Origin of the sequence: Polynucleobacter sp. MG-Unter2-18, assembly GCF_018687675.1 — a bacterium.
Taxonomy (GTDB): domain Bacteria; phylum Pseudomonadota; class Gammaproteobacteria; order Burkholderiales; family Burkholderiaceae; genus Polynucleobacter.
On the sequence record NZ_CP061302.1, the window covers coordinates 1,443,262 to 1,468,754 of the forward strand.

At 47.4% G+C, this 25,493-nt stretch carries 27 protein-coding genes; 11 read left to right on the plus strand and 16 right to left on the minus strand.

The window, feature by feature from the left end:
* Nucleotides 1–44 precede the first annotated feature (44 nt).
* From rnc to C2759_RS07620, 12 genes are all read right to left on the minus strand, one after another.
* Nucleotides 45–836: a ribonuclease III gene (rnc, locus tag C2759_RS07565; RefSeq protein ID WP_215354309.1), complete on the minus strand. Its 792-nt coding sequence runs from the start codon at nucleotides 834–836 to the stop codon at nucleotides 45–47.
* 4 nt (nucleotides 837–840) lie between these two features.
* Complete coding sequence (gene lepB / locus C2759_RS07570) at nucleotides 841–1,647, minus strand: signal peptidase I (RefSeq protein WP_215354311.1); 807 nt, start codon at nucleotides 1,645–1,647, stop codon at nucleotides 841–843.
* Nucleotides 1,647–3,452: a translation elongation factor 4 gene (gene lepA, locus C2759_RS07575; protein ID WP_215356724.1), complete on the minus strand. Its 1,806-nt coding sequence runs from the start codon at nucleotides 3,450–3,452 to the stop codon at nucleotides 1,647–1,649. Before lepA ends, lepB begins: the two co-directional genes overlap by 1 nt.
* A gap of 144 nt (nucleotides 3,453–3,596) precedes the next feature.
* Nucleotides 3,597–5,045 (minus strand): DegQ family serine endoprotease, encoded by a 1,449-nt coding sequence (locus C2759_RS07580; protein ID WP_215354313.1) that lies wholly within the window; start codon nucleotides 5,043–5,045, stop codon nucleotides 3,597–3,599.
* Nucleotides 5,046–5,111: 66 nt separating this feature from the next.
* Nucleotides 5,112–6,359 (minus strand): beta-ketoacyl-ACP synthase II, encoded by a 1,248-nt coding sequence (fabF, locus tag C2759_RS07585; protein WP_215354314.1) that lies wholly within the window; start codon nucleotides 6,357–6,359, stop codon nucleotides 5,112–5,114.
* 28 nt (nucleotides 6,360–6,387) lie between these two features.
* Nucleotides 6,388–6,627, minus strand: a complete 240-nt coding sequence (acpP, locus tag C2759_RS07590; RefSeq protein ID WP_046330561.1) for an acyl carrier protein — start codon at nucleotides 6,625–6,627, stop codon at nucleotides 6,388–6,390.
* A 102-nt stretch (nucleotides 6,628–6,729) separates the two neighbouring features.
* Nucleotides 6,730–7,473: a 3-oxoacyl-ACP reductase FabG gene (fabG, locus tag C2759_RS07595; protein ID WP_215354315.1), complete on the minus strand. Its 744-nt coding sequence runs from the start codon at nucleotides 7,471–7,473 to the stop codon at nucleotides 6,730–6,732.
* A 51-nt stretch (nucleotides 7,474–7,524) separates the two neighbouring features.
* Nucleotides 7,525–8,460 (minus strand): ACP S-malonyltransferase, encoded by a 936-nt coding sequence (gene fabD, locus C2759_RS07600; RefSeq protein WP_215354316.1) that lies wholly within the window; start codon nucleotides 8,458–8,460, stop codon nucleotides 7,525–7,527.
* A gap of 55 nt (nucleotides 8,461–8,515) precedes the next feature.
* On the minus strand, nucleotides 8,516–9,502 hold the full coding sequence (locus tag C2759_RS07605) for a beta-ketoacyl-ACP synthase III (RefSeq protein WP_215354317.1): 987 nt from the start codon (nucleotides 9,500–9,502) through the stop codon (nucleotides 8,516–8,518).
* Between the two features lie 2 nt (nucleotides 9,503–9,504).
* The gene (plsX, locus tag C2759_RS07610) at nucleotides 9,505–10,515 is read right to left on the minus strand and encodes a phosphate acyltransferase PlsX (RefSeq protein WP_215354318.1); all 1,011 of its coding nucleotides are present in this window, start codon (nucleotides 10,513–10,515) and stop codon (nucleotides 9,505–9,507) included.
* A gap of 84 nt (nucleotides 10,516–10,599) precedes the next feature.
* On the minus strand, nucleotides 10,600–10,779 hold the full coding sequence (gene rpmF / locus C2759_RS07615) for a 50S ribosomal protein L32 (RefSeq protein ID WP_011902241.1): 180 nt from the start codon (nucleotides 10,777–10,779) through the stop codon (nucleotides 10,600–10,602).
* A 105-nt stretch (nucleotides 10,780–10,884) separates the two neighbouring features.
* A complete protein-coding gene (locus C2759_RS07620; protein ID WP_215354319.1) occupies nucleotides 10,885–11,463 on the minus strand; it encodes a YceD family protein in 579 nt (192 codons plus the stop codon).
* Between the two features lie 13 nt (nucleotides 11,464–11,476).
* Here C2759_RS07620 and C2759_RS07625 point away from each other — a divergent pair, with 13 nt between their 5' ends.
* Nucleotides 11,477–12,109, plus strand: a complete 633-nt coding sequence (locus C2759_RS07625) for a Maf family nucleotide pyrophosphatase (RefSeq protein ID WP_371816900.1) — start codon at nucleotides 11,477–11,479, stop codon at nucleotides 12,107–12,109.
* Between the two features lie 18 nt (nucleotides 12,110–12,127).
* A complete protein-coding gene (locus tag C2759_RS07630; protein ID WP_215354320.1) occupies nucleotides 12,128–12,901 on the plus strand; it encodes an SAM-dependent methyltransferase in 774 nt (257 codons plus the stop codon).
* Between the two features lie 35 nt (nucleotides 12,902–12,936).
* Here C2759_RS07630 and sppA read toward each other — a convergent pair whose 3' ends face one another.
* The 3 genes from sppA to C2759_RS07645 are packed head-to-tail and all read right to left on the minus strand — an operon-like array spanning nucleotide 12,937 to nucleotide 15,626.
* Entirely contained in the window at nucleotides 12,937–13,896 is a 960-nt protein-coding gene (gene sppA, locus C2759_RS07635) for a signal peptide peptidase SppA (RefSeq protein ID WP_215354322.1), read from the minus strand.
* 31 nt (nucleotides 13,897–13,927) lie between these two features.
* Nucleotides 13,928–14,614, minus strand: coding sequence for an HAD-IIIA family hydrolase (locus tag C2759_RS07640; RefSeq protein WP_215354324.1), 687 nt, complete (start codon nucleotides 14,612–14,614; stop codon nucleotides 13,928–13,930).
* A complete protein-coding gene (locus C2759_RS07645; RefSeq protein WP_215354325.1) occupies nucleotides 14,607–15,626 on the minus strand; it encodes an RluA family pseudouridine synthase in 1,020 nt (339 codons plus the stop codon). The genes C2759_RS07640 and C2759_RS07645 overlap by 8 nt, the downstream gene beginning before the upstream one ends.
* Nucleotides 15,627–15,761: 135 nt before the next feature.
* On the opposite strand from C2759_RS07645, the gene C2759_RS07650 reads away from it, so the two are divergent.
* The 6 genes from C2759_RS07650 (at nucleotide 15,762) to C2759_RS07675 (ending at nucleotide 22,144) form a co-directional block, all read left to right on the plus strand.
* A complete protein-coding gene (locus C2759_RS07650; RefSeq protein WP_215354326.1) occupies nucleotides 15,762–16,037 on the plus strand; it encodes a hypothetical protein in 276 nt (91 codons plus the stop codon).
* Between the two features lie 49 nt (nucleotides 16,038–16,086).
* On the plus strand, nucleotides 16,087–18,723 hold the full coding sequence (locus C2759_RS07655) for an Rne/Rng family ribonuclease (protein WP_215354327.1): 2,637 nt from the start codon (nucleotides 16,087–16,089) through the stop codon (nucleotides 18,721–18,723).
* 82 nt (nucleotides 18,724–18,805) lie between these two features.
* Nucleotides 18,806–19,915, plus strand: a complete 1,110-nt coding sequence (gene moaA, locus C2759_RS07660; protein WP_215354328.1) for a GTP 3',8-cyclase MoaA — start codon at nucleotides 18,806–18,808, stop codon at nucleotides 19,913–19,915.
* Nucleotides 19,915–20,520, plus strand: coding sequence for a molybdenum cofactor guanylyltransferase MobA (mobA, locus tag C2759_RS07665; protein WP_215354329.1), 606 nt, complete (start codon nucleotides 19,915–19,917; stop codon nucleotides 20,518–20,520). Before moaA ends, mobA begins: the two co-directional genes overlap by 1 nt.
* On the plus strand, nucleotides 20,517–21,839 hold the full coding sequence (glp, locus tag C2759_RS07670) for a gephyrin-like molybdotransferase Glp (RefSeq protein ID WP_215354330.1): 1,323 nt from the start codon (nucleotides 20,517–20,519) through the stop codon (nucleotides 21,837–21,839). Before mobA ends, glp begins: the two co-directional genes overlap by 4 nt.
* Nucleotides 21,840–21,850: 11 nt before the next feature.
* A complete protein-coding gene (locus tag C2759_RS07675) occupies nucleotides 21,851–22,144 on the plus strand; it encodes a hypothetical protein (protein ID WP_015421612.1) in 294 nt (97 codons plus the stop codon).
* A gap of 8 nt (nucleotides 22,145–22,152) precedes the next feature.
* On the opposite strand, the gene C2759_RS07680 is transcribed toward C2759_RS07675, so the two are convergent.
* On the minus strand, nucleotides 22,153–23,166 hold the full coding sequence (locus C2759_RS07680) for a D-glycerate dehydrogenase (RefSeq protein ID WP_215354331.1): 1,014 nt from the start codon (nucleotides 23,164–23,166) through the stop codon (nucleotides 22,153–22,155).
* A gap of 117 nt (nucleotides 23,167–23,283) precedes the next feature.
* On the opposite strand from C2759_RS07680, the gene fdxA reads away from it, so the two are divergent.
* The 3 genes from fdxA to C2759_RS07695 are packed head-to-tail and all read left to right on the plus strand — an operon-like array spanning nucleotide 23,284 to nucleotide 25,485.
* The gene (gene fdxA / locus C2759_RS07685) at nucleotides 23,284–23,607 is read left to right on the plus strand and encodes a ferredoxin FdxA (protein WP_046330580.1); all 324 of its coding nucleotides are present in this window, start codon (nucleotides 23,284–23,286) and stop codon (nucleotides 23,605–23,607) included.
* Nucleotide 23,608: 1 nt separating this feature from the next.
* On the plus strand, nucleotides 23,609–24,652 hold the full coding sequence (locus C2759_RS07690) for an NAD(P)/FAD-dependent oxidoreductase (RefSeq protein ID WP_215354332.1): 1,044 nt from the start codon (nucleotides 23,609–23,611) through the stop codon (nucleotides 24,650–24,652).
* A gap of 38 nt (nucleotides 24,653–24,690) precedes the next feature.
* Nucleotides 24,691–25,485 carry a thymidylate synthase gene (locus tag C2759_RS07695; protein WP_215354334.1) on the plus strand — a complete coding sequence of 265 codons (795 nt, stop codon included), beginning with the start codon at nucleotides 24,691–24,693 and terminating at the stop codon, nucleotides 25,483–25,485.
* Nucleotides 25,486–25,493 lie beyond the last annotated feature (8 nt).

Here is a 25,493-nt window from a genome sequence, read left to right on the forward strand (position 1 = left end):
ATTAGGACGGCCAACAATGGCGATAGTGCCGCATCTAAACACGATTAGCCCTTCAGCTTAAGATTTAACTGCTCTTCAGTCGCCACTTTTTTGGCTGCCTTCTTTTTGGCTGACCGAGTCTTTTTAGGTTTACCTAGCGCTTGTGGCAAGGCCTTCAGTGCTGAGATGAGTGCTAGCTTTGCTGCAGCTTGCTCTGCTGCACGTCGAGAGGCACCCTCACCCTTCACAACAACCTTGAGATTGGGTATCAAACATTCCACTTCAAACTGCTGATTGTGGGCTGCACCACTAGTGCCAGTAACGTTATAGGTAGGCAGTGGTAACTGATAGCTTTGCAAACATTCCTGCAATAAAGTCTTATCGTCCTTACCCAGGGTCTTAGGGTCAACGTTGGCCAAAATGATGGAATAGAGTTTACGCAAACAGGCCTTAGCAGCATCAAACCCACCATCTAAAAATATGGCGCCAGTCACCGCTTCAAGAGTATCAGCCAGAATAGACGGGCGACGGAAACCACCGCTCTTTAATTCTCCCTCGCCTAAGCGCAGATAGTCTGATAGCGATAGGGTTTGAGCAATTTCATAGAGCGCTTGTTGTTTTACTAAGTTAGCCCGTACGCGAGAAAGATCGCCCTCATCCAAATCTGAATAACGCTCATAAAGCATTTCTGCGACAACGCAATTGAGAATCGAATCACCTAAAAACTCCAGGCGCTCATTATTTTTCTTGCTGTGACTACGATGCGTTAAGGCTTGATTGAGCAGCTCTATTTTTTTAAACGTATAACCTAATTGCGCTTGCAGCGGAGCAGTTTCGATGACGGCGCGGGCGTTCATGATCTTATTCGAAGCCGCCAATACGACCGAGATTTCCGAGATTCAACCAAACAAAGAATGCTCTACCAACAATATTCTGATCTGGCACAAATCCCCAGTAACGAGAATCAGCACTGTTATCGCGGTTATCACCCATTGCAAAGTAATGTCCCGCAGGCACTTTGCAAGTGAGACCAGCATTGATGTATTGGCAGTTTTCAAATCCAGGAAAACGCTCTGCAGGGAACATACCGGCAGGGCGATCAGGATCATTCAAAATCTCATGCTTATTACCGCCTAAGTCTGCAGGGAAAGATTCTGCAAACCGCTTGGCGTAACGCATGTTTTCGGGATCTAGGTAATTCTCACCACCGCTGTATTGCAATGGCTGACCATTTACTGTTATGCGTTTATCTTGATAAGTAATGGTGTCGCCTGGTAAAGCCACGACACGCTTGATGTAGTCAATAGATTCATCTCGGGGATAGCGAAACACCGCAACATCACCACGCTTTGGAGATCCTAAATCGACGACCTTCTGATTAATCACTGGCAAACGAATACCGTAGGTGAATTTATTCACCAGAATAAAGTCGCCAATTTGCAAAGTCGGAATCATGGAGCCTGACGGGATTTTGAATGGCTCCACAATAAATGAGCGCAATACAAACACTGCACAAATTACTGGGAAGAACCCGGCCGTGTATTCCAACCATAATGGCATGCGATCGATACCGACCTTACGTCTTTTCGGAGCAAAGTAATAACGATCGGCAATCCAAGCTATACCAGAGACCACTACCAAGATAAAAAGGATGAGGGCAAAGTTCATTAGTCGTCCACCTGCAAAATGGCCAAGAAGGCTTCTTGTGGAATCTCCACATTACCCACCTGCTTCATGCGTTTCTTACCTTCTTTTTGCTTCTCTAATAATTTACGCTTACGCGAGATGTCACCGCCATAGCATTTGGCTAATACGTTCTTGCGTAAAGCCTTGACGTTTTCACGGGCAACGATGTTGCTACCAATTGCCGCCTGAATAGCCACATCAAACATTTGACGCGGAATAATGCCGCGCATCTTAGCAACCACTTCGCGACCACGATGCTGACTGTTACTGCGGTGGACGATTACCGATAGGGCATCCACTCGCTCACTGTTAATGAGGATGTCAACCTTAACCACATCAGCTGGGCGATATTCCTTGAACTCGTAGTCCATGGATGCATAGCCACGAGAGATGGATTTCATTTTGTCAAAGAAATCCAAAACAATCTCCGCCATCGGTAACTCATAAGTGAGTTTCACTTGACGACCGAGATAATTCATATCCATCTGAATACCGCGCTTACCAACGCATAGAGTAATAATCGCGCCCACATACTCTTGCGGCATGTACAGGTTGACTGTCACGATCGGCTCAAGAATCGTATTGATCTTGCTAGCCTCGGGCATCTTTGATGGATTATCAACCGACAAGATGCTTCCATCGGATTGCTCTACTTGATACACCACTGTTGGTGCAGTAGTAATGAGATTCATGCCGTATTGACGCTCTAAGCGCTCTTGCACGATCTCCATATGGAGCAAGCCCAAGAATCCGCAACGGAATCCAAAACCAAGAGCCTGCGATACCTCTGGCTCATACAAGAGCGAGGCGTCATTTAACTGCAACTTCTCTAAGGACTCGCGCAGTTGATCATATTCACTCGACTCTACTGGGTAAAGCCCAGCAAAAACCTGAGGCTTAACTTCTTTAAAGCCTGGAAGTGGTGCCGTTGCAGGAATGCGGCCTTGCTGCCCTGGGGTGTGCGTAACCGTATCACCTACCTTGGCAGCTTTTAACTCTTTAATGCCAGCAATCACAAAGCCCACCTGACCGGCAGACAATTCTGGGCGATCTACAGACTTTGGACTAAAGACACCAACATGCTCAACTAAATGACTCGAGCCGTTGGACATCAAGGTAATTTTTTCTTTTGGCTTGAGGGTACCGTTAACGACACGCACCAACATCACCACACCAACATAGTTATCAAACCAAGAATCGATAATCAAGGCTTGCAAAGGATCTGCTGCATTGCCTTTTGGCGGAGGTACGCGAGCAATCATTTCTTCAATGACATCCTGCACACCTAATCCCGTTTTAGCCGAACAGGTCACCGCTTCCGATGCATCGATACCAATGACATCTTCAATCTCTTGCTTAGCGCGCTCAGGATCTGCCTGTGGCAAATCAATCTTATTGAGCACTGGCACAACTTCTACACCCAACTCCAGCGCCATGTAGCAGTTAGCAACCGTTTGGGCTTCAACGCCTTGACTGGCATCCACCACTAGTAATGCACCCTCGCATGCTGACAAGGAGCGACTCACCTCATAGGAGAAGTCGACGTGCCCTGGGGTATCAATCAAATTGATGTTGTAAGTTTTACCATCTTTGGATTTATAAGACAGCGCCGCTGTTTGCGCTTTAATCGTGATCCCACGCTCACGCTCGATATCCATCGAGTCCAGAACTTGGGCTTCCATTTCACGATCAGACAGACCGCCACAGAGTTGAATAATGCGATCAGCCAGCGTTGATTTGCCGTGATCGATATGGGCGATGATAGAAAAATTGCGGATTAAATCCATAGCGTCTTGTGTAGTCTTCAAAAAACGCCTTGTCAGAACGCACCACGATGATGCGCTGCAAAAAGTCGTCTTAAAGCAATTGTAATGGGTGGCGCCAAATTAGCGCCAAACCCCCTTATTACACCCAAAAAACAGGGTTTTTGCTTATTTTGGCTTTACAGGAATAATTAGAGTGCTATCAGCCCGACGAACAAAAACCGGAACCGACTTGTTGGAGTCCAAACCCTTAACAAGACCCTCAAACTGCTTCACCCCAGTGACATCGGCATCAGCAATTCGGATAATGACATCTCCAGGACGCACTCCTGAGCGTGCTAAGGGGCCATCCCCTAAACCGGTAACCTCAACACCTCCGCGGATATTAAGCTCCTTTTTCTTACTATCTGAAGGCTCAGAAACCGCAACCCCAAGAGAATTGGCATTGGCACCAGATGAACCTGAGTTATCCGACTTCTTCACAGCAGCTTGACCTGCTTCGGTGTCCACTACAGAAACCATCAAATCCTTAGTAGAGCCTTTACGCCACACCTGTACGTTAGCGCTAGTTCCTGGCTTAGTTTCACCAACAGCTCTGGGTAGATCAGTGGATTTACCAATGTCACGGCCATTAAAGCTCAGAATCACATCCCCAGACTCAATACCACCTGCTGCCGCTGGGCCACCGGGCTCAACATTACGCACCAAGGCGCCACGAGGTCTACCTAGACCTAGGCTCTCTGCGATCTCTTTAGTCATCTCACCCAAAGCGACGCCAATACGGCCACGAGTCATTTTTCCATTGGTACGCAATTGCTCTGCAACACGCATCGCTTCATCAATTGGAATGGCAAAAGAGATACCCATATATCCGCCAGAGCGACTAAAGATTTGCGAGTTAATGCCAATCACTTGTCCAGCAGTGTTCAATAAAGGGCCGCCAGAGTTACCGGGATTCACGGCTACGTCAGTCTGAATGAATGGCAAGTAGTCACCAGTATCACGACTCTTAGCAGACACAATGCCAGCAGTCACAGTGTTCTCTAAACCAAACGGGGAGCCAATGGCCAATACCCACTCACCCACCCTTACTCGAGAAGAATCGCCTAATGGCAACTTAGGCAAATCACGTGCATCGATTTTGACAACCGCCATATCGGTTCGCTTATCCATACCCAATAACTTGGCTTTGTACTCACGCTTGTCCGTCAAGGTGACGTAGATAGTATTTGCACCCTCGACAACGTGGGCATTGGTCAAAATTAAGCCGTTGGATTCGATAATGAAGCCAGAGCCAACGCCGCGATCTGCCTCTTGAGGCTTGCCGGAATTAGGTTGCGCTTGCTTGGGTCCGCCAGGTAATCCCGGAATAGGCACGCCAAAGAAACGACGGAAGAACTCTGCCTGATCCTCAGGCATCCCGGGAATGCCGCCCTGAGCTTGCTGTTGCATGATTTTTTCAGTGGTTCGGATGTTCACCACAGCAGGGCTAGCTCGCTCAACCAAGTCGGCAAAGTCAGGAATAGAAACACGTGGGCTCTGGGCACAGGCCTGGGGAATAAACGCAATTTGCCCCAAGCTAAACATAGCCAAGAACGCAATAAGATACTTTTTCATAGTGCTATAGACCTACTTGGTAAAAACCAATAAATGAAATAAGAAAAGAAGGACCTACTAGAGATATTAGGTCAATTTGCCAAAAATCAAGGTACCGTTAGTACCCCCAAAGCCAAAGTTGTTTTTAATGGCATGGTCAATCTTCACATCGCGAGCAGTATTGGCGCAGTAGTCCAAATCACACTCTGGATCTTGATTGAAGATGTTGATTGTTGGTGGAGACTTCTGGTTGTGTAGCGCCAGAATAGTAAAGACAGACTCTAAGCCGCCAGCACCGCCCAAAAGATGGCCAGTCATCGACTTAGTAGAGTTAATCAAAGCCTTTTTGGCATGGTCACCAAGGGCAGCTTTAATCGCACCGGTTTCATTCTTATCACCTAAAGGTGTAGAAGTGCCGTGTGCATTGATATATTGAATTTGATCTGGATTTAAACCGGCATCGCGCATGGCATTGACCATACAGCGACGTGGGCCATCCATATTTGGGGCGGTCATGTGATACGCGTCACCACTCATACCAAAACCTAAAAGCTCACAGTAGATTTTTGCGCCACGCGCTTTAGCGTGCTCATACTCTTCTAACACCACAACACCAGCACCCTCACCCAATACGAAACCATCACGGTCTTTGTCCCATGGGCGTGAAGCGGTTGCAGGGTCATCGTTGCGGGTGGATAGCGCACGAGCTGAAGCAAAGCCGCCAACACCCAATGCAGAGATAGTAGATTCAGCTCCACCAGCAACCATCACATCAGCATCGCCATACTGAATTAAACGTGCCGCCAAGCCAATGCTGTGCAAGCCGGTAGTACAAGCTGTCACCGCAGCCACGTTTGGACCCTTAAGACCAAACAAGATACTGAGATGCCCAGAAATCATATTAATGATTGAGCCTGGAACAAAGAATGGGGAGATGCGACGAGGACCACGAGCTAGCAATTCAGCGCCAGTCTCTTCAATCATCGGCAAACCACCAATGCCTGAGCCGACCATGACGCCCACGCGCTCCGCGTTCTCTTCAGTTATCTGTAAACCGCTGTCGCGAATTGCTTGCGTACCAGCAGCGATCCCGTAATGGATAAAGGTATCCATGTGGCGCGCCTCTTTGGCAGAAACATATTCTTCGACATTGAAGTCTTTCACCTCGCCAGCAAAATGCACGCTCAGCGGAGTGTGGTCAAACTTGGTGATGGTGGCAATGCCTGATTTACCCGCGAGCAAATTAGACCAAGCTACATCAACCGAGTTACCAACTGGTGAAATCAGGCCTAAGCCGGTAACAACAACCCGGCGGCGGCCATTTGATGCTGACACAGTAATAGCTTTTAACTAGCTAGGGGAATTAACCCTGAGCTTTTGACTGAGCAAAATCGATAGCGAGCTGAACAGTAGTAATTTTTTCAGCTTCTTCATCCGGAATTTCAATCCCGAATTCATCTTCCAAAGCCATTACCAATTCAACAGTGTCAAGAGAGTCTGCGCCTAAGTCGTTCACAAAAGAAGATTCATTCTTGATCTCTGCTTCTGCGACGCCCAATTGCTCAGCGACGATCTTCTTAACGCGTTGTTCGATGTTATCCATTAATTCCCCCAAGGGTTGTAAAAAAACGATGAAAAGGATTTTATCAGCTTGGCAGGCTAAATTAGTAAATCCGCCAAAAAATGATCAATTCCTGCTTTGTTATTAGGCTAAATAGAGGCCGCCATTGACATGCAGCGTGTTTCCTGTGATGTATCCAGCCGCTGGAGAGGCTAAAAATGCCACTGCCTGGGCTATATCTTCTGGACTACCCAGACGCGCTAAAGGAATGTTCGCTTTTAGGGCATTTTGCTGCTCTTCACTCAAAGCACGGGTCATATCTGTGTCGATAAAGCCAGGCGCTACGCAATTCACAGTGATATTGCGACTGCCAATTTCGCGGGCCAAAGCTCGCGTCATGCCTGAAACACCGGATTTAGCAGCAGCGTAGTTAGCCTGCCCAGGGTTACCCATATGACCAACAATCGAAGTGATATTAATAATGCGGCCAGCGCGCGCTTTCATCATAGGGCGCATTACTGCCTGAGATAAACGGAAAACGGCACTTAGATTAGTGTCGATCACATCGGTCCACTCATCTGTTTTCATGCGCATTGCTAGGTTATCGCGAGTAATGCCAGCGTTATTCACCAAGATATTGATACCGCCAAAATCTTTGACGATCAAATCGATAATGGCCTCGCAAGCTTTTGGATCGGTCACATTCAAAACCTCGCCACGGCCACCGCTCGCTTGTAAACGGGTGTTGATTGCTTTGGCGCCGTCCTCAGAAGTTGCAGTGCCAATGACCTTGGCACCACATTTCACCAACTCATCCGCAATGGCTTGGCCAATACCGCGCGATGCGCCGGTCACTAATGCAATTTGTCCGCTTAAGTCGAGATTCATAGTTGTCTTCCGTTCTTTATTTCGTGTTTCTTCTACTGCTAGTTCGAATTTTTACTTTACGGCAGCCAAAGCTTCATTGAGACTGACCTCATCGAAAATAGGCAGTCCAACAACATTTTCATTGATTCGCTTTGTCAGCCCGGCCAATACCTTGCCAGGGCCGCATTCCACTACTTGAGTGATGCCTTGCTGGGCCATCGCATTAATAGTCTCTTGCCAACGCACTGGCTTGGCAGCTTGACGCACTAAGGCATCTTTAATGGCTGCTGGGTCATTCAGTACATTGACATCCACGTTATTAACTACAGAGATAGTCGGGACTTTAAATTCAATATCAGCCAAGTAGTCTTTGAGTTTTTCAGAAGCGGGTTGTAATAATGATGAATGAAATGGCGCTGACACTGGCAATGGCAGAGCGCGCTTTGCGCCAGCTGCTTTAAGCAATTCACAAGCTTTGGTCACCGCATCACTACCGCCAGCAATGACCACTTGCCCTGGTGCATTGAAGTTCACGGCTTCCACAACACCTCCAGAGGCTGTAGCAGCTTGGGCACAAACCGTCTTCACTATTGCATCATCTAAGCCTAAGATTGCGGCCATACCGCCAATGCCTACTGGCACTGCTGTCTGCATGGCCTCAGCACGAAAACGCACCAAGGGCACGGCGTCTTTAAAAGCGATTACGCCTGCAGCAACTAAAGCAGAGTATTCGCCCAGGCTATGGCCAGCCATCATCTTGGGAACGGCACCGCCAGAGGCTAACCAGGCACGGTAAAAAGCAATCGCTGCAGTCAGCATCACGGGCTGTGTATTGGTTGTCAAAGACAATGCTTCTGCGGGGCCTTCGGCAATCAGTTTGGCAACGTCCTCACCTAAGGCCTCTGAGGCTTCTTGCAAAGTCGCACGGACTTCAGGGCGATCAGCAATAGTGTTGAGCATCCCAACAGATTGGGAACCTTGGCCAGGAAATACAAATGCAAATGTCATAGGAATAATCGCTGAATAATCGTTGTGAATATATTTTTAGCTTTAGTACTTTGCTTTAGTACTTAATGACTGCTGCGCCCCAAGCAAAGCCACCGCCAACACCCTCTAGCAAAAGATGTTGGCCACGTTGAATTTGACCCGAGCGAACGCCAACATCCAAGGCGAGCGGTATAGATGCAGCGGAAGTATTGCCATGCTCATGAACAGTCACAATGACATTGTCCATCGACATACCCATCTTGCGAGCCGTACTCTCCATGATACGAATATTGGCTTGGTGTGGCACCAACCAATCGATTTGCTCTGGCTTGAGATTGGCTTTTTCTAAAGCCTCATGGGCAACTTGCTCAAGTACTTTGACAGCCAACTTAAACACTGCAGGTCCATCCATTGTTAAATACGCAGTTCCCTCAACGCCACCCTGCTTAGCGCGCCCTGGCACACAAAGGATATCGCGTTGACTACCGTCCGCATGTAAGGCCGTTGCCAAAATGCCTGGCTCGGTAGAAGCTTCTAATACAACTGCGCCAGCACCATCACCAAACAAAACCGAAGTCGTGCGATCTTGGAAATCCAAAATGCGGGAGAAAGTTTCTGCACCGAGAACTAATACTTTTTTGTATGTACCCGTTCGAATAAATGCATCTGCAATGGCAAGTGCATAAGTAAAGCCAGCACATACCGCCTGAACATCAAATGCCGCGCAATTAGTATGAGCGCCTAGTTTGTCTTGCACTACGCAAGCTGTGCTTGGGAAGCCACCCAAGTGATCTGGTGTGGAGGTAGCCAGAATGATCAAGTCAAGATCTTCAGAGGTGCAGCTTGCTGCCTCTAGTGCTGCTTGTGCTGCTTTGACTGCCAAGTCACTCGTGAGTTGATTTTCTGCGGCAAAGTGGCGAGCAGAAATTCCACTTCTAGTCACAATCCATTCATCGCTTGTTTCAAGACCAATCTTGGCTAAACGCTCAACGAGATCTTGATTGCTCAAACGCTGCTCTGGAAGATAACTTCCAGTTCCGGCTATCCGTGAATAGATGCTCATGATTATTTTGTCTCCGCCGCAAAAGCTTGAGCGATACGCTCCACCATGCGATTTTTTGCTGCTTCATGTGCGCGCTCGAGCGCAAAACCAAATGCAAAGCGATCTGCTGAACCGTGACTCTTAATTACGCAACCGCGTAAACCTAATAATACTGCCCCGTTATAGCGACGATGATCCACACGCTTGCGAACACGCAATAAAGGCACCATGGCACAGATGGCCATGAGCTTAGTCAGCCATGAACGATTGAATTCTTGTTTAATTAAGCCACTCATCATCTTTGCCAAGCCTTCGCTTGCCTTAAGAACAACGTTGCCAACAAAACCGTCGCACACCACGATATCGGTAGTACCCTTAAAAATATCATTACCTTCTACGTTGCCATAAAAGTTAAGGTTGGTTTGACGTAGTAGCTCGCTAGTCTGCTTCACTACCTCATTACCTTTAATCACTTCTTCACCAATATTTAAAAGACCGATGGAAGGATTTTGTATGCCATCGACCACTTGAACCATTACGTTAGCCATTTGAGCAAATTGCACCAAATGCATAGGCTCACAATCTGCATTAGCACCAAGATCCAACATGGTGGTGCCGCGCCCTTTTTCATTGGGAATCGCAGTAGCAATCGCAGGACGGTCAACGCCATCTAAGGTTTTGAGAATGTAGCGGGAGATGGCCATTAAAGCGCCAGTATTGCCAGAGGAAATGATTGCGTCAGCCAGGCCTTCTTTAACTTGCTCGATGGCAACTCGCATGGATGAATCTTTTTTACGACGCAACGCCACCTCAATGGGGTCATCCATCAAGACGACTTCACTAGCGGAAATAATTTGAATGCGCTCCATTGGCGCCTTTGGAAATTGACTCAAGGCTTGCTTGAGGATTTCCGGATTGCCAACCAAGGCAATCTTCACATCAGCATGTTTCTCTAGAAAATCACAACAAGCAGGGACGGTAACAACTGGCCCATGATCTCCGCCCATGGCATCGATAGCAAGTGTGACACTCATAAAATCAAGTATTGCTGCAAGTGGTTTTTTTCAAAGAAAAAAGCGGCTTTTATTGGAGCCGCTTCTATCTTTTAGACTAAGAAATTAGTCGTTTTTGGTTTTAACCACTTTACGACCACGGTAGTAACCGTTTGGTGAAATGTGGTGGCGTAAATGCGCCTCACCAGTTGTGGCTTCAACAGCCGTAGCAGGTGCGGTCAAAAAGTCGTGCGCACGGTGCATGCCACGTTTGGATGGGGATTTTTTATTCTGTTGGACGGCCATATTGAACTCCTAAGCAAGGCGACATTCTAGCATGTAAATTGAGCTAAATGCTTGATAAATTGATAAAGCGGATCTGAAAACCCGCTCTAAGCGGGTGGGACTAAATTAGTTTTTCTTCATATTTTTCAATATGTTAAAGGGATTTTGGGGCTTTTCAGAGGCATCTTGCGCTTCACCCGCCTCACCAAATGAGGAGGCATGCGGCTGGCATGCGCCCTCTGGATGCTTTGGAATTAAAGGCATGGACAGGAGGATCTCATCCTCAATTAGCCCTAGGAGGTCAAAGTGCTGAATTGCTACCAATGGCTCAAGCTGATCATCCTCCATTGGGAAGGCATCCGCCTCCTCCTCAGTGGCTACCAGAACAAACCGACTATCTTGAGTCAAATCTAGACCGAAATCCTGCAAACAGCCCTGACAAACCAGATGGATACGGCCTTTTACGGCCAATTCCAGAATTTGCTGGGGCTCAGAGCCTGGAGAATTCCCAAAATGGGTCTTTACCTCCCAATCAAATCCATCCCCTGGCTCAATGCTAGAAGCCTCTTCAGCCACCCTGGGCAGGGCTGAAATCTCCAGAAATCCAGCGCCTTGATAGGACTGAGGGGCGCAAAAATCAATCCGGCTCAGGGCCTTGGGATCATTGGATAACTCAACTTGAGGTAAAACTTGATTACGATTCATGACATCAGTCTAAATGAAGGCTTTAGCGAAAGTACAAGTAGTGATGAGTAATTCTGCAAAAAAACTAATTCTGGCATCCACCTCGGTCTATCGTCTCGAGCTCTTAGAGCGCCTGCGCATCCCTTTTGATGTGATCTCACCAAAGGTGGATGAAACTCCTCTCCCGGGTGAAAACACTCTGGCCTTAGCTTTGCGCTTAGCCAAAGCAAAAGCTGCTGCAGTTGCGAAAGATCACCCTGCGGCTTGGGTCATTGGTTCAGATCAAGTGGCCGACCTGTGTGGAGCTGCCATTGGTAAGCCTGGAAACTTTGAGCGCGCCATGGCACAACTGCAACTCATGCGAGGAGCTACTGTGACTTTTCAAACAGCGCTATGCCTCATGCATGGCAGTGAGGAAACAACCATCAATGTTCCTACGGAAGTTACCTTTCGCAAACTTGCTGATGATGTTCTAGAGGCATATCTCCATGCCGAAGAACCTTACGACTGCGCTGGAAGTGCCAAGTCTGAAGGCTTAGGAATTTCACTCCTGGAATCCATCAAGAGCGATGATCCCACCGCATTGATAGGTCTACCCTTAATTGCATTGAGCGGCCTCTTGCGTGAAGCTGGCTTTCTCATTCCAAACAAAACATCAATTAACTGAATGAAACAGAATTAAAAAATGAGTTCAACGCTAGGCACCCTCTTTTTGATTCCCAATACCCTGGGTGACGATGCACGTATAGAGCAATTACCTTGGGTTTTACCAAGCGAAACTATTAGCCAAACTGCCAAGCTCGTTCACTGGATTGTGGAGGATGCAAAAACTGCCCGTGCTTTTTTAAAAGCGGTCGACAGTGTTTCACCCTTAGCTTGCACTATTCAAGAAATGCAGATGAGCGAGTGGCGTGGTGTTGCACGCAATGCCAAGTATGGTGATGCTGTCAAACCCATGGATTTACTCAAGCCCCTCATTGCTGGAAAAGACATGGGTCTGATGTCAGAGGCTGGTGTTCCCGGAGTTGCAGACCCCGGTGCAGAGCTTGTACTGGCAGCGCATAAGCTGGGCGCCAAAGTGAAGCCCTTGGTTGGTCCAAGCTCTATTTTGCTGGGCCTGATGGCCAGCGGTTTAAATGGTCAACGCTTTGCATTTCAAGGATATGTTCCGCATGATGCGCAGGACCGTATCGCACGACTGAAACAACTGGAAGTGGAATCAAGGAAATTACAGCAGACGCAAATTTGGATTGAAACACCGTATCGCAATACTGCAATGCTGATGGCTTGTCTTAATACGCTATCTCCGCAATCGATGCTTTGTATTGGAATGGATCTCAGTCTGCCAAGTGAAACCATTACTACGCTCTCGATTACTGACTGGCGTAAGCGCTTTCCAAACGAAGCAGCCTGCGCCTCATTACAAAATAGGCCAGCAGTATTTCTATTGCTGGCCTAAGTGTTTTGTTTGTTACTGTATTGATCTATCGTTTTTTACTTTAGATCAGGTGTCTTGACTAAGGCCTTACCTGCTGCGGCACCCACTTCGGCACCGAAACGTTTAGCAACGCGTTCTGCGAAATTCTCTTTCATGGTGTAGTCCAGAATATCTGGCGCCTTAAAAGTATCACGCGCTACAGTTTCTACTGTTCCATAGCCATCAACTAAACCATTTTTGATGGCTTGCTCGCCATTCCAAACTCGGCCTGAAAACATATCTGAAGTTTCTTTTAAGCGATCGCCACGACCTGCTTTCACTACCGCAATAAATTGCTGGTGAATCTCATCAATCATGGTTTTAATCATTTCGACTTGCTGGGGATTTTCTTTGGAGAACGGATCCATCATGCCCTTATTAGACCCAGCGGTAATCATGCGACGAGTCACGCCTAGCTTATCCATCAGACCAGTAAAACCAAAGCCCTCCATGATCACACCAATAGAACCCACTAAGCTGGCCTTATCCACCAAAATTTGATCACCAGCAACCGCAACGTAATAGCCGCCTGAAGCGCAGATATCTTCCACTACGACATAAAACGGCTTGCTTGGATAGAGTTTGCGTAAGCGATGAATCTCATCATTGATCATGCCGGCCTGAACCGGAGAACCACCGGGACTATTGATGCGCAAGACCACGCCCGCACTATTTTCGTTTTCAAATGCGGCAGTCAGTGATGAATTGATATCCAAAGCATTGGCCATCGAGCTCGAGGAAATCTCTCCTTCTAGCGTAACTAAGGCCGTGTGCTTCTCCGTTCCCATGCCGCGCCCTGGCAGATGAAAATCAAATACCGCCAGTATTACGCCAACAAAGACAAGAAGAGTGAGGATACGAAATACCGCTTTCCAACGACGTGCCTTGCGAGTCTCTTTTAAATTCTCTAGTAGTAAATGCTCAAGCGCTTGGCGCTCCCAATTTTGATTCGCGTTCTCAGATTGATTTTGATCCATCTTTTTAATCCTTTTTAATCCTTTTTACTAACTAGTTTTTAACAGTGAGATTCTGACTGAGCCAAGTTGCCAACTGCGAGACATCGTCTACATGCGTTAGTGAGGGCGCTTCTTTTAAAGCGCTCGGAGGATGCGCGCCATACGTTACCGCTACTGCATCTACTCCTGCATTAGCTGCCATATCTAAATCATGGGTTGTGTCCCCAATCATCAGCATGCGGCGCATCGGTACTTGCATCACATCTGAAAGCTCTAAGAGCATTCCAGGGTGGGGTTTGGAGAAAGATTCATCTGCAGTACGAGTTTCATGGAACATCTGCTCTAGCTGATGATGTTTTAAAGATCGATCTAATCCAACGCGAGATTTACCAGTAGCAACACCTAAGAGATAACCATCCTCACGTAAGCTGTGTAGTAATTCACGAATACCCGGGAATAAATCGAGCTCGTGATCTTTAGCCAGGTAGTGATAACGAAAGCGCTCCGTTAACTTAGGGAAATGCGCCGGCTCAATCCAAGGCACCGCTCTTCTCAGTGAATCCTGAATACCTAAACCGATAACCGAGCTAGCCAAAGTATCGTCAGGCTCTTTAAAACCCAAATCACGGCAAGCTTGCTGAATACAGTCCACGATTGTCGGCGTGGAATCCATAATAGTTCCATCCCAATCCCAGACGATGAGGTCGTAGCGTCTATCGGGTTTTTGTTCTTCAGACATGAGTGGGCGCTTCAAAAGTTTTCATCATTGCTGCAAATTCAGAAGGTAATGGTGATTCGATACGCATTTTCTCGCCAGTACGGGGATGAGTAAAGCCTGCTAAGTGGGCATGCAAATACAGGCGTTTGGATTTCAGAACCTTGTCTTGATCTTCAAAGCCGTATTTATCGTCACCCAAAATCGAGTGCCCTAATTTTTGAAGGTGTACGCGGATTTGATGAGTACGCCCAGTTTTGAGCTGGGCCTCAGCTAGAGTGATCGCCACCTCCCCACGTTTCATCACTTTCGTGACCCGCAAAGCGGTATGACTTGGTAGACCATCTGGGTCAACACGAACGCGACGCTCGCCATTGGCTAATAGGTATTTGTGTAATGCAAACTTCAGTTGCATCGTGCCTGCGCCCTGATCAATTTCCCCATGGGCTAATAAGTAGTAGCGTTTGTCGGTTTGCCCTTCGCGAATCTGGCGATGCAGTTCTACCAAAGCGCTGCGCTTTTTAGCTAAGAGCAACACGCCTGATGTGTCTCGATCCAAACGGTGAACCAATTCTAAGAATTTGAGCTCAGGGCGGGTAATACGCAGGGTTTCAATGACGCCAAGCGCAATTCCTGAACCCCCATGAACTGCCAAACCTGCGGGTTTATTTACTATTAATAGAACCTCATCTTCAAACAAAATCGGCATTTTGTCGGAATACCCCTGCGCCCGAGACTTGGTTTGGGCGGTATTGACTGCTGCCATTTGGGCGGGTTCGGCAATACGAACAGGCGGGACTCTAACCACATCCCCCTCGATCAGACGCGTAGTTGGTTCAGCCCTTTTCTTATTTACCCGGACCTCGCCAGAGCGAATAATCCGATAAACGTGGCTTTTTGGGACCCCTTTTGCCCAACGCAGAAGGTAGTTATCCAGCCGCTGACCAGCCTCTTCCGGACCAATGGTCTGAAAATGAACGGCAGCTGGAGCACTGGTTTTGACCTGCAAGGGCTTGGAAATGGGTTCGGATTTCATGATTTATCTCTCTTGCCACCCCGACGAGGGTCGACAAGGGACTTAACAATACCCCATTGTCGTTCAACTTGTGCCGTATAATCAACGCTCTAGCCAATTTATTGGCCCGAGAATGACCTGGTTTAGGTTTGAATCGTGGAGCTTGGAGTCGCCCTTAATAGACTCCCGGGGTTGCCCCTCCCCCGTTGTAATGAGGCGCAGGGTTGGTGTGCCGTATGCCGCGACCCGCGATTAGAAGACAGTTTTCAGGCGCGCGCCTGCATTGATGACCTAAAGGAGGTCTCTGCGGCGATCGTCAAGTGTGGCACCGGTTTAACAACATTGAACCTGGTGTACCAGGCAGTAAATGCCTGGATTAGTTTGATCCACACTCCAAAGCCGCCAATGGGCTCTGCCCCAAGCGGTATCTAACTTGTCCCTAACGCAGCGCGCAGCGACGCACTCCCAATAGGAGAGTGTTATGAAACGCATGTTATTTAATGCAACTCAACAAGAAGAGTTGCGGGTTGCCATCGTCGATGGTCAAAAACTCATCGATATCGATATCGAAGCTGCCGGTCGTGAACAACGTAAAGGCAATATTTACAAAGGTGTTATTACTCGCATTGAGCCTTCGCTCGAAGCTTGCTTTGTAAATTACGGCGAAGAACGCCATGGCTTTTTGCCATTTAAAGAAGTGGCGCGCACCTACTTTAAAGAGGGTGTTGATGTCCGTAATGCCTCTATCAAAGATGCCTTACGTGAAGGCCAAGAAATTATTGTTCAGGTAGAAAAAGAAGAGCGTGGCCAAAAAGGCGCCGCCCTGACCTCTTTCGTTTCCTTAGCAGGTCGCTATTTAGTATTAATGCCAAACAACCCACGCGGAGGTGGTGTTTCTCGTCGTATTGAAGGCGAAGACCGTCAAGAACTCCGTGAGGCGATGTCTCAATTAGAAGTACCCGATGGCATGAGCATCATTGCTCGTACAGCCGGCATTGGCCGCGACGCTACTGAATTGCAATGGGATTTAAGCTATCTCATGCAGTTGTGGACAGCAATTGATGAAGCCGCTAAAGGCAATTCAGCGCCACTATTAATTTACCTCGAATCAAGCTTAGTGATTCGTGCGATTCGCGATTACTTCCAGCCCGATATTGGCGAGATTCTCATCGATACCGATGACATCTATGAACAAGCTGCGGCATTTATGTCGGTAGTGATGCCGGATAACTTGCCTAGAGTGAAGCGTTACCAGGACGATGTTCCATTGTTCTCTCGCTTCCAAATTGAGCATCAGATTGAAACTGCGTACTCACGTACCGTGCCATTGCCTTCAGGCGGCGCGATTGTGATTGACCATACTGAAGCCTTGGTTTCAGTAGACGTCAACTCCGCACGTGCAACTCGTGGCTCTGATATTGAAGAGACTGCAACCCGTACCAACTTAGAAGCTGCCGATGAAATCGCTCGTCAAGCACGTTTACGTGACTTGGGTGGTTTGATCGTGATCGACTTCATTGATATGGAATCAAGCAAGGCGCAGAAGGATGTGGAGAATCGCTTACGCGACGCTCTGCGTCATGACCGTGCTCGCGTTCAGATGGGCAAGATTTCCAAGTTTGGTTTAATGGAAATGTCCCGTCAGCGTTTACGCCCTGCTCTCTCTGAAGGTAGCCATGTAACCTGCCCACGTTGTAATGGTACAGGCCATATCCGCGACACTGAATCTTCTGCTTTGCAAGTCTTGCGCATCATCCAAGAAGAAGCAATGAAAGAAAATACTGCCGCTATTCATACGCAAGTTCCGGTCGAAGTGGCTGCGTTCTTGCTGAATGAGAAGCGCGCTGAAGTCATCAAGATCGAGTCACGCTTCAAAGTAAACGTCTTGATGGTTCCAAACAAGCATTTAGAAACACCACATTACAAGCTTGAACGTTTACGTCATGATGATCCACGTCTTGACGATCAAAAGGCCAGCTACGTGATGGCTGAAGAAGCTGCGCGTGAACTCGAAACGGATACTGCTGTCAGTCGCAAAGATGCAGACCTTAAAGTTCGCCCGGAAGCTGCTGTCAAAGGTATTACGCCAAATGCACCAGCGCCAGTAAGCCAACCGCGTCCTGCACGTACTGAAAAAGCAGCAGCAGAAACTGCTAGCACCGGTGGATTCTTCGGATTCATTAAGAACCTATTCTCTTCAACACCCAAACCAGAAGCACAGCCTGCTCCTAGCGCACCACGTGGTCGCAACCAAAACAATCGCAATGGCAATAATCGCAATCGCGGTCGTCGTGGCGAGCGTAACGATCGCGCTGAGCGTCCCGTTGAAGGTGCAGTAAGCGCTGAAGGTGCAAATGCACCACGCGAGGCAGGTTCAGGTAGAGGTCGTCAAGATGGTCGCAATCGCAATAACCGTAACCAGAACAATCCAAAACCAGAAAATCAAGCTGCGGTAACTCCAGCTACTGAAGCCGCTCCTGGAACCGATGCGTCTCCTAGTGCAGATGGGGAAGAGCGTCGTGGTCGTGGTCGTAACCGTCGTGGTCGTGGTCGTGGTCAACGTGGCGAGCGCACTGAGTCCACTGGTGATGCAGCAATTGCCTCTGTTGTTGCAGTAGCAACTTCATTCTCAGGCCCACCAGTAGGAATGGCGGGAGCATCTGCTTCAATGCCGATTCAGAATATTGCCCAAAGCTTTGGGAATACGATTGCATCTGCAAGCTCTAACGAAGTAAAAGAACGTGCACCACGCGCGCCAAGAGAGCCGAGAGAGCAACGTGCACCACGTCAAAGCAATCGCACTGATAACACTGCTGCAGCACCCGCCCCACAGGCGCTAGCTAAGCCAGCACCAGTAATTGAAGTGATCGCAAAGCCAATGCCTGAACTGCCTAAGGTTGCCTTCCAGGCACTTGAAGAGACTCCATTGCATAGCGTAGTTCAGTCTGCCGGAATGGTCTGGGTAGCAACAGATTCTGGCAAGCACCAAGAAGCACAATCGCAAATTAAAGCCGAACCAGAAATTTTGCCAACAGGTAGAGCTCCAAAAGCACCTGTTAGTTTGCAAAATGGTCCGATGGTTTTAGTTGAAACCGGCGGCCAAGAAAAAACGGTTTAATCTGATTTCTCCAGACTGCTATTTATCCCACAAAGATATTTGGCAGTTTGGCAGAAACACGGTTTCACAGCCATAATTACGCATGGTTGAAAAAGTAATCCCCATACGTTTAGATGAAGGTAAAGGCCTTACGCCGTCCATACCAGGACAGCTCCTGGCTGCAAGTACCTCAACCAAAGATACTCGCGGACGCCCGCTACGAGATTTACGCATCTCGGTCACTGATCGCTGTAATTTCCGCTGCACTTATTGCATGCCTAAGGAAATCTTCGACAAAGACTATCCCTATCTCTCTCATAATGAATTGCTCAGCTTTGAAGAGATCACTCGTTTAACAACTATCTTTGCATCACTGGGTGTAGAAAAAATTCGCCTTACTGGTGGTGAACCTTTGCTGCGCAAAAATCTCGAAGTACTAATTGAGATGTTAGCCAAGATTCGCACTGCAGCAGATCAACCACTTGATCTCACCTTAACTACTAATGGCAGTATTTTGCGCAAGAAGGCAGTTGCATTAAAAGCGGCAGGCTTGCATCGCCTCACTATTAGCCTTGATGGTTTGAATGATGACATCTTCAAAAAAATGAATGATGTCGACTTTCCAGTTACGGATGTACTCGATGGAATTGCTGCAGCTCAAGAAGTAGGCTTCACTAATCTCAAAGTGAATATGGTGGTCAAGAAGGGTACAAACGACCAAGAGATTATTGCTATGGCCAAGCACTTCAAAGGCAGCGGTGTGACACTGCGCTTTATTGAATTCATGGATGTAGGCAGCTCTAACGGCTGGGATATGTCTCAGGTGCTCCCATCGCAAGAAGTCGCCAATCGCATTCATGCCGTTTTTCCGATAGAACCAATTGAGGCTAATTACCCTGGTGAAGTGGCTCAGCGCTGGCGCTATGTTGATGGCTCCGGTGAAATTGGTTTTATTTCTAGCGTCACACAAACTTTTTGTCACGAATGCACGCGTGCTCGCATCTCTACGGATGGTCAGCTCTATCTCTGCTTATTCGCAAATGAAGGTTTTGATTTCAAAACGCTCTTGCGTTCTAGTAGAAGTGATTTAGAAATTGCTAACGCCATTATGTCTACGTGGTCGGGGCGCAATGATCATTACTCAGAAATTCGAGGATCAAATACAGCAGCAGTAAACACTCGAAAAGTAGAGATGTCTTACATCGGCGGCTAATGATTACCTCAGAACATATCACTGGACTCATTTTGGCAGGGGGCCGCGCCCAACGAATGGGTGGCATTGATAAGGGCTTAATTCCTTTTCATGGCAAGCCTCTCATTGAATCTGCTATCAGTCGACTCAAGCCTCAAGTCAGCACCATTCTGATTAATGCTAACCGTAGTATTACGAAGTATTCTCACTATGGCTATCCCGTTCTCATGGATGAAACTCCAGATTTTTCTGGTCCATTGGCCGGATTCTCAGTTGGACTGAAGCATTGCAAAACGCCTTATTTGCTGACATCGCCTTGCGACTCTCCTTTGTTGCCAACTGACCTTGCCCAAAAAATGGCAGCCGAACTTAAAGATAATGATTTGGAGCTCGTCTTCGCCTCCTCAAAAGAAGAGGGCGGCAAGATTTGGTCGCAACCAGTTTTCTGTTTAATGAAAAGTGATTTACAAGATTCCTTGGATGCCTTTTTAAGCAAAGGGGATTTGAAAATTGATCGCTGGTTTAAAGAGTTACGTTCTGGCACTGTAGTGTTTGAAAACCCGCAAGCATTTGCTAATGTGAACACACTAGAAGAATTAGCCGCCTTAGAAAAAGTATCGTCATGACCGATCCAATCAAGCACTCTCCAAACAGCCCTATTCTTTTGACTGCCTCACTCCATGTAGATGAAGCACGCAAGGCTATCTCAGACCTAGTCAATGAATTACTTTTAGAGTCTCGCAAGCTGAACAATGCGAGTGATATTGAGTTGGTCACTTTGGATCAAGCGATTAATCGCATTTTGGCGGAAGATTTGCTTTCCCCGATTGATGTCCCTGCTGCTGATAACTCTGCCATGGATGGCTTTGCCTTTAATGGCGATTGCTTAGGAAATAGTGAGGCGATAGTCAGCCTGAAGATTATTGGCACGGCCTTTGCTGGCAAACCTTATGGGGGTCTTGTTGACAAAGGTGAATGCCTCAAGATCACGACTGGCGCGCTCATGCCCAATGGCTGCGATACCGTCATTCCTCAAGAATTTACAGAATCTGCAAGTGAGTCAACCGTCAGTTTTAAACAAAATCAAGTGAAGCGTGGGGAAAATCGCCGCTTACGTGGCGAAGATTTACAAAGTGGTAAGGCCGCTATTATTTCTGGTCGCCTATTGAGACCGTCGGACCTTGGTCTAGCTGCATCCTTAGGCATTGCTAGTCTGAAGGTGCATCGCAAGCTCAAGGTAGCTATTCTTTCCTCTGGAGATGAGTTGCGTCCTCTTGGACAACCTCTTGATGTGGGTAGCATTTATGACAGCAACCGCTACAGCCTGACAGGTCTACTCAATCGACTTAATATAGAGATCATTGATTGTGGGATTGTCTGCGATGATCCCTCCTCACTTAAGGCTGCTTTTATAGCTGCCGCTTCAAAAGCAGATGTCCTGATTTCATCTGGCGGAGTCTCTGTTGGTGAAGCAGACTTTACTAAGCAAATCATGCAAGAGTTAGGCGATGTAGGCTTTTGGAAAATCGCTATGCGCCCAGGTCGCCCTATGGCCTTTGGGATGCTCAAGCCAGTGAATGGGTCAAGCCGCAAAACCCTCTTCTTTGGTCTGCCCGGCAATCCCGTTGCAGTGATGGTGACCTTCTATCAATTTGTTCGCTCGGCTTTGTTGCAACTGAATGGCGCAAGTCAGACTGAGCAGCTAATGACTCAAGCTATTGCCGAGGCACCGATCCGGAAAAAACCGGGTCGGACAGAATTTCAACGTGCCATTGTGGGCCGCGGCCCAGACGGAAAGCCAACAGTCAAACTAACCGGTAGCCAAGGTGCTGGAATTTTGCGCTCGATGAGTGAGGCAAATTGCTTTGTCATTCTGCCTCACAACCAAGGAAATGTAGCAGCTGGTGACTGGGTAGATGTGGCGCTTTTCGACGGACTGCTTTAAGATTGCACCTCATGAAACTCACCAAAAAAGAAATTGCCTTCGTAGACCCAATGCATACCGCCAAAACCCTGGTTTTGGTTTATCTCTGCTTCTCCGTACCAATCGTGTTGCTCGCCTTATTTGTAGCCTTTATTCGTGACGGAGCCATTCCTGGATTTACCGTCCTCTCTGCATTAATCCTCAACGCATTGCTGGGCTTTGCTTTGCTATGGATTGCCTGCAAGGTCTACAACTGGGTTGCAGGTAAATTTGGTGGAATTGAACTTGCTCTTCGCGAGCTCCCAGAAGAAATTGAAGCAGATTAAGTTTTTAGCTAGGCTTTAAATACTTCAGTATTAATTAAGCTTGGTGGTTTTTTTCCATCAAGCGCCGCTCGCAAATTCTCCACTGCGAGATCCACCATCGCTCTACGCGTTTTTTCTGTAGCACTAGCAATGTGCGGAGCCAACACAATATTGCTGCACTTGAGCAACTCTGGATGCACTTGAGGCTCGCCTTCAAAAACATCCAATCCTGCCGCAAAGATCTTGCCACTTTGTAATGCTTTTGCTAAAGCCGCATCATCCACAATACCGCCACGGGCAATATTAATCAGGGTTGCAGTAGGTTTCATCATCGCAATTTCTGGGGCGCCAATCGTATGATGATTTTGAGCTGTGTAAGGTAGCACCAACACTACATGGTCAGCGTTTCGCAATAATTCCTCTTTAGAAACATAGGTAGCACCGCAAGATTTTTCATCTTCAGGGGATAAGCGACTGCGATTGTGATAAATCACTTTCATACCAAAACCTAAAGCACGTTTTGCAATGCCTTGGCCAATACGGCCCATACCAATAATGCCAACTGTGCTGTGATACAAGTCCATACCCAATGGGTTGTTCACAATTGACCATTGATCCCACTTGCCCGCTCGTACCCAATGCTCGGATTCTGTAATGCGCCTGGCGGTTGCCATTAATAAAGCAAATCCAAAATCAGCCGTTGTATCCGTAAGAACGTCAGGGGTATTTGTGGCCATGACAGCTGCAGCAGTCATGGCCGGGACGTCAAAGTTGTTATAGCCAACAGAGATATTGGCTACCACCTTTAAATCTTTGGCTTGAGCTAAAGCGGAAGTGTCAATCCGCTCGCTTCCTGCCACTAGGGCACCCTGCACTTCCGAAAGCGCTTTTTGCAACTCTTCTGGGGTCAATATTTTGTCGGACTGGTTGGAGCGAACCTCATAGAACTCCTCTAATTTGGCTAGCGCCTCAGGAAAAATGGCCCTTGCGACCAAAATTTTGGGTTTTGAGATACTTTTGGAGGTGTTTGTTGGAGTGTTCATAACATGACTTTACCTCAAGTAAATTGAGGCTTTTGCCTGAAAAATAAGCTGATTCGGCTAAAATGAGCTTTTATAACTTGGCAGTCCATTCACCCGGACCCTTACCTAAAAACCATCATGACTTACGTTGTTACCGAAGCCTGTATCCGCTGCAAATACACTGATTGCGTTGATGTCTGCCCAGTCGATTGTTTTCGCGAAGGTCCTAACTTTTTAGTGATCGATCCAGATGAATGTATCGATTGCGCTGTCTGCGTACCAGAGTGCCCAGTCAATGCGATTTATGCTGAAGATGATGTGCCAGGAGATCAGCAGTCTTTCATCAAATTGAATGCAGATCTTTCTCCAGGATGGACATCTATCACCAAATCCAAAGCAGCCCTTCCAGACGCGGATGAGTGGAAAGAAGTTAAAAATAAAATAGATCAGCTGGTAAAGTAAATTGCACCCCCCCATTGAAACCGATGCAGTCATTATTGGCGCCGGTCCGGTGGGACTCTTCCAAGTCTTTGAGCTTGGTCTCCTAGAAATTAAAGCGCATGTGATTGACTCACTACCTGAAGTGGGAGGTCAATGTATCGAGCTCTATCCAGATAAACCGATCTATGACATTCCAGCAATTCCGGTTTGCACAGGTCGTGAGTTAGTTAGCAATCTTCTTAAACAAATTGAGCCATTCAAACCACAGTTTCATTTAAATCAAGAGGTCTCCACTCTTGAGAAACAGGCTGATGGCCGCTTTCTGATTCATACATCCCAAGATCAGCAATTTTTGAGTAAAGCTATTTTTGTTGCCGCTGGCGTTGGTGCATTTCAACCACGCACCCTCAATCTGGATGGTATCGAGGCTTTTGTCGATAAACAAGTTTTCTATCGCGTCAGAAATCCTGAGCAATTTAAAGGTAAGCGCATGGTGATTTGTGGTGGCGGAGATTCTGCACTAGATTGGGCATTGCATTTTGTAGATCAAGCGGCAAGCGTGACACTTATACATCGCCGAGATGAATTTAAAGCAGCACCTCAATCTGTTACCAAGATGCGCGCCCTTTGTGCTGCCGGTAAGATGCAACTCATCATTGGGCAAATTACAGGTCTTCAGTCTTCCAATGACAAGCTCACGGAAATTGCCGTCACCAATATCGATGGCGAAGTTCAAAGTATTGCCTTAGATGTGCTCTTATTGTTTTATGGCCTTTCTCCTAAATTAGGGCCAATAGCTGACTGGGGTCTAGACATCGATCGCAAGCAAATTACCGTAGATACCGCCTGCTTTCAGACTAGTACTCCGGGCATATATGCTGTGGGGGATATCAATATTTACCCAGGCAAGAAAAAACTGATCTTGTCAGGCTTTCATGAAGCAGCCATGGCGGCGTTTGCAGCAGCAGCTTACCTAGCCCCTGAAAAGCAGATTCAACTCCAGTACACCACCACCTCTCCAAAGCTTCATAAAGCGCTTGGTGTCAGCCCATCGACATTCGAGTAAGCTCTTAATATCACCGAATTATTTGACTAAATAAACCTATGCGTCAATATCACAATCTCATGAAGGAAGTCCTTGAAAAGGGCGTCCAAAAATCCGATAGAACCGGTACCGGCACGATCTCCATCTTTGGCCATCAGATGCGCTTTAATCTAGCTGAAGGCTTTCCGATGGTGACAACGAAGAAGTTGCATCTGAAGTCCATTATTCTGGAATTACTCTGGTTTCTCAAAGGCAGCACGGATAACAACTGGCTTAAAGAGCGTGGTGTTTCCATTTGGAATGAATGGGCAGCACCAAATGGTGACCTTGGCCCGATTTACGGCTATCAGTGGCGCTCATGGCCAGCACCGAATGGTGAGCATATTGACCAGATCGCTGAAGTTGTAGAAACCCTTAAAAAGAATCCAGACTCTCGTCGCATTATTGTTTCTGCTTGGAATGTGGCTGATATTCCTCGCATGGCTTTGGCGCCTTGCCACGCTTTCTTTCAGTTTTACGTTGCTGATGGCAAGCTATCTTGCCAACTCTATCAACGGAGTGCGGATATCTTCTTGGGTGTACCCTTTAATATTGCCAGTTATGCCCTACTGACCCACATGATGGCGCAGCAGTGCAATTTAGAAGTTGGTGACTTTGTGTGGACTGGCGGTGACTGTCATCTTTATAGCAATCATTTAGAACAAGTTGATCTTCAACTCTCGAGAGACTTCTTCCCGCTACCTAAGCTCAATATTTTGCGTAAGCCTGACTCTATCTTTGATTACGAATTCGAAGATTTTGAAATCGCCGGCTATGAATCCCATCCTGCCATTAAGGCCCCTGTAGCTGTTTAAGAAATTAG